This window comes from Solidesulfovibrio magneticus RS-1, assembly GCF_000010665.1.
Lineage (GTDB): Bacteria > Desulfobacterota > Desulfovibrionia > Desulfovibrionales > Desulfovibrionaceae > Solidesulfovibrio > Solidesulfovibrio magneticus.
Genome location: NC_012796.1, coordinates 4,554,421 through 4,568,457, shown reverse-complemented (window position 1 = coordinate 4,568,457; position 14,037 = coordinate 4,554,421). Strand labels below are relative to the sequence as shown.

Below are 14,037 nucleotides of genomic sequence, written 5' to 3'. Positions count from 1 at the left end.
AAATGCAAAATCCTGGGGCCACGCTCCAACGCCGCCCGGGACCAAGCCGACAGTCGTCAGAGCGACCGGCTTTCGCCGCCGGAATCGGGATGGGGCGCGCTCCGAGAAACGGCAGACCACGACCGCTAAACGCTCGACGAAGCCGGCACCCAGCGATAGAGCGTCGGGATGGATACGCCGAGATTCTTGGCCACGTCCTTGGGCGGCACGCCGCTGGCGAGGAGCTTCTTGGCCGACTCGATCTTGCTGACGGTCATCTTGGGTTTTCTACCGCCCTTTCGGCCAAGCTGACGGGCGACTTCCAGTCCGGCCCGGGTGCGCTCGACGATCAGTCCGCGCTCCATTTCAGCGAGGCTGGCCATGACATGAAAGAAGAACCGACCCGACGGCGTGCCCGTGTCGATGGAATCCGTCAGGCTTTTAAATTGCACGCCCTTCTTGGACAGCACATCAACAAGATCGATGAGCTGTTTGACGCTCCGGCCGAGGCGATCCAACTTCCAAACAACGAGGGTATCCCCCTCGCGCAACACTTCCAGCGCTGTCGCCAGGCCAGGCCGCTCGGTTCGGCTGCCGTTCCCTTTGTCTTCAAAAACCTTCCGACAACCCGTCTCGATCAAGGCCTCGCGCTGGAACTCAAGGTTCTGGTCTAGCGTCGAAACACGTGCGTAGCCGATAAGCACAAGCCCATCCCCCGTTGTTTCTTCTTGAAACTCATTTAAATGGTAGAGAATCGAGAATGTTATTTCAAGAGCTATTTTTGAGAAAAACCACGCCTTGACGCCCTTGCCGCGCGATCGAACACGCCGCTCATTTCGCAAATCTCCGTTTTCAAGAAGACGAAAGCCGCTTGGCTGGCCGTTCGAGCCCGTCCTTGGCCGCGCGCGGAAACCCCTTGGCCCGCCGTGGGCGAGGTCGAAGAACATGGCCTTGACGGCCTGAGGTGCAAGTCCAGCAGGCGGCAAGACGGCTGGAGACCTGGAGACGATGGCCTCGCAAGCCACGTTGACGGGTGTTACTGGGAGTGTTAGCGAGGCAAAGGCCGCTCTGGAAGTCTTCACGCATTTTCCAACCAATCCACAGGCGTTCAGCATGGTTGAAAAACTTGGTGGCAAGGCGTTGACGCCTCCGCCCGCCGCCCGAGACGACCCCTTTCTCTCTCCGCAGCTTTCTCCCGAATTTGCTGATCTTTATCTTGTCCGCAAAGGGATATTGGAACGCCTTGATCAGGCCATGGCTTTGTTTCGCGGCGTCCTGCTCGACGTCGGCTGCGGCCAGATGCCTTACCGGGACCACATCCTGGCCCGAAACCCGAACATCACACGCTATATCGGCCTCGATTTCGCCTCGGGCAAGTACGCCGAGCGCCGGCAACCGGATCTGACCTGGGATGGCGTCGCCATTCCCCTGGCCGATGCCAGCGTGGATTGCGCCATGGCTACGGAAGTGCTGGAACACTGCCCAGCCCCCCTGCCCGTGCTCAAGGAGATCCGCCGCGTCCTCGCGCCCGGCGGCAGCCTCTTTTTCACCACGCCTTTTTTGTGGCCCATCCATGACGCGCCCCACGATCACTATCGCTACACGCCCTATGCCCTGGAGCGCCTGCTCGCCGAGGCCGGCTTTGCCGACGCGCGCGTGGAGGCCCTGGGCGGCTGGAACGCGGCCCTGGCCCAGATGCTTGGCCTGTGGCTGCGCCGGGCCCCCATGGACGCCGAAAGCCGGGCCCGGCTGTCCAGGGATCTGCACCCCTTTTTCACCGAATTGGTCCGCACCGACGTCGTCCCCACGGATTTTTCCAAAAATCCCATGATCACCGGCCTGGCCGGCACGGCCCGAGCCGCCGCTCCCCGGGCCGATAAGGCCCCGAATGCCGGCGGTCCACGGGTGATCGTGGTTACCGATCAGTTCCCGGTCCTGTCGCAAACGTTCATCCTGGACCAGATAACCGGGCTCATCGATCGCGGCGTGGCGGTGGAGCACTGGTCCATGCAGCGCATGAACGAACCGGTGCGGCATCCAAGCGTCGATGCCTACGGCTTGCTTGAAGCCACGCGCTACATCACGTTGCCGGACGACGCGCTTCGGGCCGATCCCCGGCGGTGGACGGAAGACTTCTTGCGGGCCAACGCCATCGCCCCCCTGGACGACGTCGTGGCCGTCCAGGTGCATTTCGGGCCAAACTTCAACAAGCTCGCGCCGTTGTTCGCGGCCTATCCCGAGCTGTTCACCCTGACCTCTTTTCACGGCTACGACGGGTCCGCCACCTTCAAGGTCAAAAGCGCCGACATCTACGAGAATCTCTTCGCCAGGTCGAACGTCATCACCACCCCAAGCCAGTTCATGAAAGAGACCTTGGCGCGGCACGGCTGTCCCGTGGACAAGATCGTCGTGCATCATTACGGCAAGGACACGCGGCAGTTTGCGCCGGTCTCCCGCGAGAAAGGCCGCAAAACGGTCACGCTGCTCAGCGTGGCCCGCTTCGTCGAAAAAAAGGGGCTGGCCTACGCCCTGTCCGCCTTCGCCAAGGCTCAGGTTGGATTCGACGCCCAATACCGCATCATCGGCTACGGCCCTCTCGAAGGCGAATTGGCGGAGCTGACGCGATCCCTGGGCCTGGCCGGCAAGGTCGTCTTTCTCGGACAGCTCCCCGGCGATGCGGTGCTGCGCGAAATGCACGCCGCGGATGTTTTTGTCCTGACGAGCGTGACCGCGGCCAACGGCGACGAAGAGGGCGTGCCGGTCAGCCTCATCGAGGCCCAGGCCGTCGGGCTGCCTGTGGTGAGCTCCCGGCACGCCGGCATCCCGGAACTGGTCGTGCACAACGAGACGGGATTCTTGGCCGAGGAAGGCAACGTGGAGGAGATTGCCGGCTATATGCGGGCGCTCATCAAGAATTCCAAGCTTCGCGAGGCCTTCTCCGTCAACGCCCGGGCGCGGATATTGTGCGAGTTCGACGCGGCCACGCTCCATGACGCCCTGGCCGAGCTCCTGCTTCGGCCAAAGACCCAGGACGCTTGCCCCAAGGCCGCCGTCAGCGCCGCCAAGGCCCGGCCGGCGATGCCCAACAGGGTCTATTGCCCTATCTGCCGGGGGCGGTTCCAGCAATTCCTGCCCTTTGGCAAGCCCCCCCGTCCCAGCGCCCTGTGTCCGACCTGCAGCTCCCTGGAGCGGCATCGCGCGTTATGGGCATTTCTGGAACGGCGCACCGACTTTTTCGCTTCCCCTGGCCTGCGTCTGCTGCACTTCGCGCCGGAAGCCTGCCTGGAAGGCCGCTTCAGGGAACTGTTCAAGAATGGCTATGTCACGGCGGATCTGCTGGACCCGCGCGCCGACGTCCAGGCCGACATCACGAATCTGCAGTTCCCCGACGCCTCCTTCGACGCCGTTTACTGTTCCCATGTGCTGGAACACGTGCCGGATGACCGCAAAGCCATGCGGGAACTCCATCGCGTGCTGGCCAAGGACGGCCTCGCCATCGTCATGGTGCCGCTGCGAGGCCAGGTCACGGACGAGGACCTTTCCGTCACCGCCCCCGAGGAGCGGACCCGGCGCTATGGCCAGTGGGACCACGTTCGTTATTACGGCCTGGATGTCGTTGACCGGCTTGAGGAGGCGGGGTTTGCCGTGCAAGCCGTGGAAACGGCCAAGGCGTTCACCCCGGACGAGATGGCGCTGATGCGGCTGAGCCGCGATTGGATTTTCCTGTGCCGCAAACGGGGCAAAGCCAGGCAGGGGGAGGGTACGGAACCGCACCCCGAGGGGCGCGCCGCCGCCCAAAAGGCCCAGGCCCTTCGCGCCGCGGCCGACCATTGGTCCACAACCAGGGCCAAGCCGCGTACGCGCTGGTGGATGCACCCGGCCATCTTGCGCCATCTCAACGCCCTGGTCGGCGGCCAGGCCGAGGACGGCCCTTGGGCCGGCCTTGAGCGACGGATGCACGGCCTGTCGGACGGACGCGGCTTTGCGCGCGGCCTGTCCGTGGCCTGCGGCAACGCGTCCAAGGAATTGCGCTTGCTGCAAAAAGGCATCGTCGGGACTTTCGATCTTTTCGAAATCAGCCAGGAACGCCTGGCCGCGGGAAAAGCCGAGGCCGCACGGCAAGGCCTGGCCGACCGGGCGACGTTTCATGCCGGGGACGCTTTCGCCCTAGACCTGGGCGACCGCTACGACCTCGTCTATTGGAACAACGCCCTGCATCACATGCTTGACGCGCGCGAGGCGCTTTTTTGGAGCAAGGACCGCTTGCGCCCCGGCGGTTGGCTGGTGATGGACGATTATGTCGGGGCGACGCGTTTTCAATGGCCGGACGCCCAGCTGGAGATCGCCAGCCGGATACGCGGTTCCTTGCCGGAGCGGTTGCTGCGCGATCCAGCGCATCCCCAGCGGTCGTGCGCTGTCGCGGTGACGCGACCGCCCTTGGCCAGGATGCTGGCGACCGACCCCACAGAGGCCGCCGACAGCGACAACATCCTCCCTGCCTTGATGGAAGCGTTTCCCGGGGCCCAGACCCTTTTCACCGGCGGGGTGGTGTACAGCCTGGCGCTCCAGGATGTCATCGCCAATTTTGACGACGTCAAGGACGCGGCGCTGCTCCAGGAACTGCTCGAATACGACGCCGCGCTGGCGGTCCAGGGACAGACCCTCTACGCCTGCGCCTTTGCCCGCAAGCAGGCCGCCTCGGGCGCGCCAGGCTAACGGAAGCCGCCATGAATCCTCACACGCCGACATTCAAGCTGGCCTTTGCCGTCACCGAGGTCGGTCCCGACGTGGCGGCCGGGGACTATTTCACCGCCTTGGAACTGGGGGCGGCCCTGCGCAAGCTTATGCGCTGGGAAGTGGTCTGGCTGCCCCGCGACCAGTGGTACGAGACCGGGGACGCCAACGCCCTGATCGCCATGACCGACCATTACGATCCGACCCGGCTTGGCGCAAAGGCGGCGAATCTGGTCAAGATTTGCTGGATGCGCAATTGGTTCGACCGCTGGGCCGGCAAGCCGCACTTCAACCTGTGGGACATCCGGCTGTGCTCCTCCCAACAGGCGGCTGACCACATCGAACGCACCTACGGGTTCGCGTGTCAGGTCCTTCGTATCGCCGCCAACCACGTTCGTTTTCGTCCCCGGCCCGAGGAAAAGCTGTACGACTACGTCTTCACCGGCAGCTACTGGGACGCGCCCAGGGACATTGAGCGGATTGACCCGGAAGCCATCGGCCTGCGCTTCGCCCTGTTCGGCAAGAACTGGGAGAATCATCCCCAGTTCAAGAAGTATTATAAGGGGTTCGCCCCTTACCACGCCATGCCCCGGATCTACAACCAATCCCTGCTGCTGGTGGACGACGCCAACAGCGTGACCAAGCAGTGGGGTTCGGTCAACAGCCGGGTGTTCGATGCCCTGGCCTCGGGAACCCTGGTCATCACCAACAGCGCCACCGCTTCCGCCGAGGCGTTCGAGGGCCGGTTGCCGGTCTACGATTCCCCCGAAGATCTGCGCGAAAAGCTCACGCAATACCTGGGCGACGACCGCCTTTACGCGCAAACCCTGGACGCCTTGCGCCAGGGCGTGCTTGCGCGCCACACCTACGCCATCCGCGCCCAGGAACTGGCCAAGATCATCCTTGGCCGGCTACGGGCTGGCCAAGGTCCGCCCCAGCCCCATAGCGTCCCAGGTCCCAGGGCGTCCCAGGACGAGCCGGCTAGACGACGGTCCCTGCTTGTCTCCATTATCATCCCGGTCTTCAATCAGGCGCATTTCACGGAGCCTTGTCTCAGAGCCCTGTTTCACAACACGCCCGATGTCTGCGAAGTCATCGTGGTGGACAACGGCTCGACGGACGACACGGCCCGGCTGCTCGAACGCTGGCAGGGGCGCGTGCGGGTCCTTCGCAATGCGACAAACCAAGGCTTCGCCCGCGCCTGCAACTGGGGCGCGGCGGTCGCGAGCGCGCCCTATCTGCTGTTTCTCAACAACGACACCGAGGTGCAGCCCGGCTGGCTGCCGCCGCTGCTGGCCATGGCGGCCCGGCCGTCTGTCGGCGCCGTGGGGGGCCGTCTGCTGTTTCCCGACGGCTCCATCCAACACGCCGGCGTGGTCGTCGTGGAACGTCGTGGACACGTCTCCTTGCTGCCCCGGCATGCCTTCATGGGCGAAGCCCCGGAATTGGCCGTTCCCCGTCAGGCCACGCTCATGCAGGTCGTCACCGGGGCCTGCATGTTGGTCAACGCGGCTTGCTTTTGGGATGCGGGCGGATTCGACACGGCCTATTGGAACGGCTGCGAGGACGTGGATTTGTGCTTCAAGCTGGCCCAGCTCGACAAGAAAGTCGTTTATGAACCGGCAAGCGTGGTGATCCATCACGAAGGCAAAAGCGGCCGGGAACGCTCCGTGGGCATTCACACCAACAACGCGCGGCTGCGCAGCCGCTGGGAAGGGCTGATCGCGCCGGACCTGATCGATGTGGACGGCCAGGTCGTGCCGGCTGAAGGGCTGGAGCGCCGGATGCGGGAAGGGGGAGACCTGGCCCCGGACGCCGCCTACGGCGAGGCCATCGTGGCCTGGTGGAAGCGCTATCGCCAACGGTTTTCTCCCGCCCCAGACGCCCGGCCCTGCCGGCCCCAAGGCGCGCGCATCGCCATTCGTGTTTGCGCGCCCTCCCGGACAAGCGCCTTCTGGGGCGATACGGCCTGCGGCGACGAGCTGGCCCGGGCCTTTGCCCGGCTCGGCCACCGAGCCGACGTGCTGTTCAAGGACGAGTGGTCGCGTGGCGGGCATGACCTGGCCATCCACATCCGGGGCGCCTACCGCCATTATCCGCGGCCCGGAACCAAAAACCTCCTCTGGATCATCAGCCATCCTCAATTGATCACCAAGGAGGAGCTCGACAGCTACGACCTTGTCCTGTGCGCCTCGATGATGTTCATGCGGCAGATCGAGCCGATCACCGCCACCCCGTGCCGCTGTCTGCCCTTGGCGGCCTCCTCCGCCTGCGTTGGCGGGGGAGCGTCGCGGACGCCGGAAAGCCTGGACCTGCTTTTTGTGGGCGACAATTCCGGGCCAAACCGGCGACGGATCGTGCGGGATGTGCTGGACGCCGGCTACGGGGCGTCCCTTGGGGTCGTCGGCGAAGGCTGGGCCGGACGGCTGCCCGAGTCCACGGCGCTTGAGGAGCGCCTCCCCCTGGAAGGGCTGCCGCGTTTGCTCGGCATGGCCCGCATTCACTTAAACGAACATGCTCCAGCCATGGCCCGGGACGGATTCATCAACCACCAAACCTTCGATCTCGGCGCGCTGGGGCTGTTTCAGATCAGCAACGCGGTACCCGGCATCGAAGCGCTCGGGGTCGTCACCTATGCCGACCCGATGGATTTGCGGCACAAGATCGACTATTATTTGCACAACGAGGCCGCGCGCAAGGAAATCGCCGCGTGCTCCTTCGAGCGCTGCGCGGTCGAAACCTTTGACGCCAGGGCCAGAACAATTTTGGAGCTGGCGGCGGGCTGATCGGGACGTTTAGCCTGCCGGGCAATACATTACGGACCGGCCTGCGCGTCGATGGCATTCCATACGGCGACGCCTTCCGACCGGCAAAATGCTGGCGGCCGTAGCGGCCTTCACGTCACTTGCCTGAGCAACTCGCTCCAGGCCGCGAGATATCGATCGATGTTAAAGACATCCAGTGCCGTGAGCCGAGCCTTGCGGCTGATTTCGCGCCGTTCCTTCTCATGCTCCCAAAGCCACCGCAGTTGCTCCGCCAACTCTTCGGGGCTGTCGCCATAAAATCCGTTCACCCCGTTTTGGATGAACATGTCCACATCGTGATTTCGCAGCGAAACCGGAATGGTCCCGGTCATCATGGCCTCGCCTCGCACGCGGGGCATGGGGCAATGGCGCGTAGGATTAAAATATAGGGCGAAGTCGCCAAGATATTCGACATCGTTTTGAAATTGCGCCATGGCCAGCTCTTGGGATCCAACCGCATAGCCTGGATGCGGCGGCGGCGGCGCGGCGTATTCCAAAACATGCTTATTGCCCAAAAGCTCCGCCACGCGCCGACGTACCGCCTCGCCATGGACAAGGGGACTGTCCTCAAAGGCCTGACGCGGCAAGGTGAGACAATCCCGACTGTGCTTGCCCGGCGGAAATTCCACGGGCCAAAAGCCGTGCCAGATGACGGACGACCTGGCGAAGCCCCATTCCCTTTGGGCCTGATGCGAGGCGCAGACCACGTGGATATCGCCCAGCAGGTCCCGCAACGCTTCTCGGCTGCCCGGGACCGCCTCGTCCATGGCGCGATCGGCGTCCGCCAAATCGCCGGCAGCTCTTGGCGGCGCGCCATGACACAACGCGACCCTGGGGATATCTTTTGTGACTTCCAACATGGTGAAAAAGGCGTTGCCCCAGTCCGCGGGGGCCTTGCCCGGCGCAGGCTGCAGCACGTGCCCGTCAAAGGGGAGGATCGCCAAATCGTATTCGTCCGGTTTGACGGCCTCAAGCGGCGCGAGACGGACGTTTCGGGGCAAAGGCCGCTGGTCGTAGTCCCATTGATCGCAATGCCGCGTGCCGATGTTGGTCGCCAGAACAAACGCGGACCTCCCCATTTTAAACAAATCGTACTGGGAGTCGGCGTCCCAAGCATACGTCAAGATGCGCAGCGGTCGAGAAACATGAACCGTCACGTTGGCCCTGTCCGGGGCCGCATACCGAGCACGAGCGGCGACATGCTCCGGCGTTTCTTGTCTGGACGCGGTCCGATGCAAAAATTCCACGGTTTTTTGTTGGTAGTACTGACGGTCCACGAGGACGAGATCAGGATGCTTGACGAGAAGCTTCTCCCAATTGCGCAACATGGCCATCGCCCTACTGTCATTATAAGAATTGTCGGCATGGAGAATATGCATGGCGATGGCGCGCTCGACAAAGCGGATTTTTCCCCCGGCGAAATATATTTTTGCGCCAAACTCCTGATCCTCTACGCCATATCCAGAATCTGGTTTGGCCGAGTAACTAAATGCAGGATCAAAGTACTCATTCTTAAACAAGCTTTTCTTGAAAGAAACGTTCTTAGTTATAAAATTAAAAATACTATGACTAATAAATTGCATTCTTCCGTGAGCTGATATCAGCCCCTCAAGATTGACTAACTTTGTTTTGACAATCTCTTCGTCGATTTCACATGCGGCGAGCCAATCAAAAACAAACGCCTTGTTCAAATCAAACCGGAAAAATCCAAGCACGGCGTCGCAATCGCCAAATCGATACGCCCAGACATGCTCGCTCAGATTGGATACGCCAAAGACCATGTCGCCGTCGGCCACGAGTATGATGTCGGAGCGCGCCGCCTCGATGCCTTTATTTCGTGAAATGCAGTTGCCGGAGTTGGCCGTGTTGCGCAGGATGCGGACATCCATACGGCAATTGAGCAAGCCGGAGGCTTTTTTTTCCGTGAGCCAGGCTTGGACTCGATCCACCGTGTCGTCAGGGGAAGCGTCGTCCACGAGAACAACTTCATAGGGACGCACGAGGTCTTGTCTGTTGATGGATTCCAAAAAAGCCAACATTTCGTCGGGCTTTTTATAAATGATGCTCACCACGCTGATGACGGGCTTGGGCGTGCCGTCGTCGTTTGGGGCCGGCTGCACAAAACGGCGCAAGGAAAATGCTTCACGGCGGGCAAGCTTTGAAAGCATGGCATTGGCCAGAGGCAAGGAGTCTTCCATATTTTCAAACGGGTAATAGAGGAGCCTGATTGGCGCCTCGCCTTCCTGCCAACGCAAAAAACGCTCATAAGCATTCGTGACGGCGCAAATCCTGGTCAGGGGCAAAATGCTTTGGCCAAGGAGTCCCTGCAAATCGTCTTGAGGGTTTCCGCCAAGGTAGACAAGCGATGCTCCGCTCCGGGCAAGGGCGGACAATCGCTTTTCATCGAGAACGGCAAGGGCGGCAGCCCCCACCACAAAGCCGTCAACGTCTTCCTCAAGGGCACACCATTCTGCAACAGGAATGGATACGGCGTGTCCGTGGTCTCTTTTGAGGCACTGTCTACGCAGCGCCTCCCAGGCCAATCGCTCGCCGTCTTCAGGTTCGCCGACAAAGGCCAGCCGGCCGCCGGCGGTGTTCATGTATTCTCGGCTGAGAAAACCGCCGGCATGAGCGGAAGGCTGGCGGCCTTCGTTCACCCCATGGTGCGCAAAGTGCCGGTAGGGCGAGATTCCCGCATTGAGAATGTCTTCATTGTTTTTCAAGTAGAAAATGACGTCCAACTCCGGGCCAGGACTCAGTCGCATGGATTCGCCGTATCGAGCAAAGTGTTCAAGGGGATTATAACGAAGCATTTGAACAAAGTTTGATTTTTCTCTATAGTATGTATTGCTGAAAAAACGACATGGCGACGCGTCGAGCTCCTGCGTCAGGTAATTTTTGAGACCGTCCCGAATGTCTTTGGCGTATTCAGGTAGTTGCGACAAATAAAAAGATTCGTCAAAAAGTCCAGATGCGAGAATACTGTTATAGGCGATGCCGCGCAATTCCAGTGTAACGTCTTTATTGACGCTGATCAAGGTCGAGTCTGTTTCGAGGCGTGTAAATATGGCGTCAAGAGCTGTGCAATGGACAGCTGTTTTTTTGTCGGCCCATCGGTTCAACTCGGCCACGACCTTTGTCAGTTGCCCCATGTGGCGCGTAACGTCTTTGAGCGCATCCGCTTTGTGTTTAAAGACGTGGGCAGGCGGCGCCGTGCTCATTTTTTTTTCAACGTCTGCACCGATGGTCCGCAAACGTTGCTTGATAGTCTGCATCATCCCTGGAAAATCATTATACCGAATGCATCCCTCGGCGTTGGACAGATCCAGGTCAATGTCGCGCCGAAGATCGCGAAGTTGTCTCAAGAGGACATGTGTCGCCGCGAGGGTTTGTTTCAGGCTCTCCAGTGGTTCTTGCCATCCCCTGGCTTTAGCCTGGCGTTTGCGCTTGTGCGTTTTTTGCGCGCTACGGCGCATGGACGCGTAGAGTTCCGCGGTTCTTTCCCGCAACATGAGAAAAACAGGCTGGGGAAGCGGTTCCAAGCGAAGGGTCAAAAGGCTCAAATTGAGTTCGCGCAAAAGGGAGAACAACCCCTGGAGGACGTTCTTTTGAGGCATGGCGCTATTTCCCATTGTGGTTGAGAGCCCGATCTCCCGTGCTTCGGGATGGCAAACCGAAGGCAGGCGCTGATCGTCAAGCGCTACTTTTCGCCTCTGCAGGGAGAAATAGCGAGTTTGTCACAGGCTCATGGCCGCGTCTGGCCTGCCTTGCGGAGGAACTTTCACCGTGATCGCTTCAAATATACGTTGGCAGCAGCCGGCGTCATGATAGGCAAATGTTTTCTCCGCCCGCTGAAGGTAGGGGGGCTGCATCTGCCCATCCGCTTTAAGAGCTTCTTCCAGATGCGCAAAAAGCGTTTGTTTGTCATGACAAACCGGCCCAAAACCCATCTCGTGATAGTTAAAATATCCGCTGGCCCAGGCCTGGCTTTTAATGTAGGCGGCCTTCTCCTCGTGTTGATAATAGATGACCGGTTTGTGCATATACGCCATGTCAAAGGCCACGGAAGAAAAGTCTGTGATCATGATCTTGCTGATGCGTAGGGTTTCGCCCACGGAACCGTGGCTCTTGGAGAGCTTTTGCACAAAAGAAGGGAAGGGCATTTCCTCGAGATAATCCGAAAACCCAGGGTGGGAGAAAAAAACGACTTGGTAGCCATAACGTTCAAGAAGACTTTTCAGACGTGGATCTTCCAAAACATCTTTCCAGGTTGCGATATAGCTGGACGATAGAAAGTTTGGATTTCTTTCTCGACGTTGCCCTTTGCCGTCCCATTTGCCCACCAGGTCCGCTCGCCATGTCGGCATGACAAAAAGGATGTTTTCCTTTTTGCATGGCTGCAGCAACCGGTCGTGACGCGCCAAGCCCGTTACGCGCTGTTCTTTCGCGGTAATAAGGTAAGGCGAGCCGTCGCCGCTGATGGATCGCGCTTCATCATGCGTTGAGCTGATAAATATGTCGCAGGGGACGGTATTCAACCATGGCGACATATCGTCCTTGATCACGCCATGGGCTAGGCAAATAAATTGCGGCTTTGGGAAATCTCTGAAATATTGTTCCTCAAGCGGCGCGAAAATATAGCGATCCCTCTGACTGGAAATGAGTTTGCGGCTCAAGAGAAACAACGCGCCATGCTCAACGCTGCCATGGGCGATGAGACGGAATCCTTCTTGTTCCAGGCGCTCCCAGTCATGGGAATCCTGGTTGAGAACGAACCAGGCATTGACCTCCGGATGCTCTCGGCGGACCCAACGATACAGATGCTCGGCATTGTCGTCGGCTTCTGTATCCCTGTCAATGAACAGCCACGCGTCCTTGAACTTCCGCTGAATGACAGGAGACGTCACAAGACGACGAAGCGCGCGGACGTCAGGGGGGAAATGCGTATCGTCCAGAGGCCGTGGCGCGAAGGCCGCGCGGATTTCCGGCCCGGTGTGGTGCAAGGACGTTTCCTGCCCGGCAATGAGAAGGCGGAGTTGCGCGCCAGCCTCCGAGGGCAGGGCAAGCCAGAGGATCCGCTCAAAAATGGTAAAATGGTTATCCACATGCACTGTGCGGTTTTTGGCGTATGCCGGCGTACGCTCGTCATCGCCCCAAAGGATGACTTCTGTCGGGCGGTTGTCGCAGAACATATAACGTACCCGCAACAACTCGCTTTCCGTGTCGAACTTGTCGATCACCAACTCTTGACTCCATCCCTGGGCCCGTATTGCGCGGTATTGGACTTCACGCATAAGCGGAGCAAGCGACGCTTGGGAGTCGGCGAGTCGTTGAATGGCTGAAGGGGCGTTGCTGGTCAGGATATGATGCAGGCGATGTATTCCCGGATAGCGCAGCGGATTTTTCTTGATGACTTCCAAGCAACGGGCAAAGACCCCATGATCATGAGCGACCTGAGCCATCTGTCTGATCACTTCGCGCGCGTCCTGCTCGGTGCTCTTGCCCTGGCTTATCTGCATAAGCAGATGGCCTGGGTAGGTAAGTAGATATTCATTGAAAAACATGTCTGCGAGGGCAACTTGATCCCGCTTGGTAGCTTCTTTGTAAAATATATCGCAAATAGCAAAGTAGTTCCCGTAGTGTTCCGGGGTATACATCGTTGTCGAAAGTGAATCGGTGCGTTTTATCCAGTAATAGACGACATCGTCTATCCATACCACCCGATTTATCAGAAAAAAGACCCGCGCGAGCAGATAAATATCCTCGCCGGTGCGCATGTTTTCGCCGTTTAGAATTCCATTTTTTCGCAGCAAACTGGTTGGCCACAGCCATGTCCAGTGCGCGCAAAGAAACGGGTTGACGCCCACGCGTGAAGCCACTTCAACCGGCGAGCAGATTTCCGGAAGTGCAGATGGCCTTGTCTCCATATTGCGGATGGTTCCGTCGTCCATGACCTCGTGATGGCAGGCGCGGACTACGGCGCGATGTTTTTTGTAAGCGGCATAGCGAACTTCAAGGGAGTTTTCCGGCAAAAAATCGTCAGGGTCGGCGAAACAGAGAGTTTCTCCCTTTGCCGAAGCAATGCCAATATTGCGCGCCTCGCCGCAGCCGCGATTGTCAGGAAGTTGAATAATCTTGAAGCGTGAATCAATTGAAGCAATATTTAACATTAAAGCGACGCTGTTGTCCGTTGAGCCGTCGTCGATCATGAGCACTTCAAAATCTTTGAACACTTGGCGCTGCATGCAGTCTATGAATCGAGGTATCCACATTTCAGCATTATAGACAGGAACAACGACTGTAACCGCTGTCATAAGCGTCAACACCTTATAGAAACAATTTTAAACGTCTTCTCGGTCTGCCACGCCTACGTCACGTTAAGACAACCGCCAGCTGCGGCGGGCTCGTTGCGCCAGCGGACTGAAAGCCTGCTGTCAGGCGGCAGGCTTCGCGGCCGGTTGTTCACTTTCGGAGTCGTTTGGGGTCTCCCTCGAAACGGCGCTCCGGATGCTCCTGCATT

5 protein-coding genes are annotated in these 14,037 nt (G+C 59.6%); 2 read left to right on the top strand and 3 right to left on the bottom strand.

From position 1 onward, the window contains the following. Positions 1-125: 125 nt before the first annotated feature. On the bottom strand, positions 126-683 hold the full coding sequence (locus tag DMR_RS18980) for a recombinase family protein (RefSeq protein ID WP_015862656.1): 558 nt from the start codon (positions 681-683) through the stop codon (positions 126-128). Between the two features lie 529 nt (positions 684-1,212). On the opposite strand from DMR_RS18980, the gene DMR_RS22575 reads away from it, so the two are divergent. Together DMR_RS22575 and DMR_RS22570 are read left to right on the top strand one after the other, a co-directional pair. Next, a complete protein-coding gene (locus DMR_RS22575; RefSeq protein WP_158304260.1) occupies positions 1,213-4,695 on the top strand; it encodes a methyltransferase domain-containing protein in 3,483 nt (1,160 codons plus the stop codon). An 11-nt stretch (positions 4,696-4,706) separates the two neighbouring features. After that, a complete protein-coding gene (locus DMR_RS22570) occupies positions 4,707-7,499 on the top strand; it encodes a glycosyltransferase family protein (protein WP_015862654.1) in 2,793 nt (930 codons plus the stop codon). 110 nt (positions 7,500-7,609) lie between these two features. Here the strand turns inward: DMR_RS22570 and DMR_RS22565 are convergent, their stop codons facing one another. Both DMR_RS22565 and DMR_RS18955 read right to left on the bottom strand, forming a co-directional pair. Continuing rightward, the gene (locus DMR_RS22565) at positions 7,610-11,134 is read right to left on the bottom strand and encodes a glycosyltransferase (RefSeq protein ID WP_052279020.1); all 3,525 of its coding nucleotides are present in this window, start codon (positions 11,132-11,134) and stop codon (positions 7,610-7,612) included. A 120-nt stretch (positions 11,135-11,254) separates the two neighbouring features. Then, the gene (locus DMR_RS18955) at positions 11,255-13,831 is read right to left on the bottom strand and encodes a bifunctional glycosyltransferase/CDP-glycerol:glycerophosphate glycerophosphotransferase (protein WP_052279019.1); all 2,577 of its coding nucleotides are present in this window, start codon (positions 13,829-13,831) and stop codon (positions 11,255-11,257) included. Positions 13,832-14,037: the final 206 nt, after the last annotated feature.

What these genes read in the sequence shown, in the direction of transcription:
- DMR_RS22570 (WP_015862654.1), top strand. Translation starts at nt 4,707, where the DNA reads ATGAATCCTCACACGCCGACATTCAAGCTGGCCTTTGCCGTCACCGAG.
- DMR_RS22565 (WP_052279020.1), bottom strand. Translation starts at nt 11,134, where the DNA reads ATGCCTCAAAAGAACGTCCTCCAGGGGTTGTTCTCCCTTTTGCGCGAA.
- DMR_RS18955 (WP_052279019.1), bottom strand. Translation starts at nt 13,831, where the DNA reads ATGACAGCGGTTACAGTCGTTGTTCCTGTCTATAATGCTGAAATGTGG.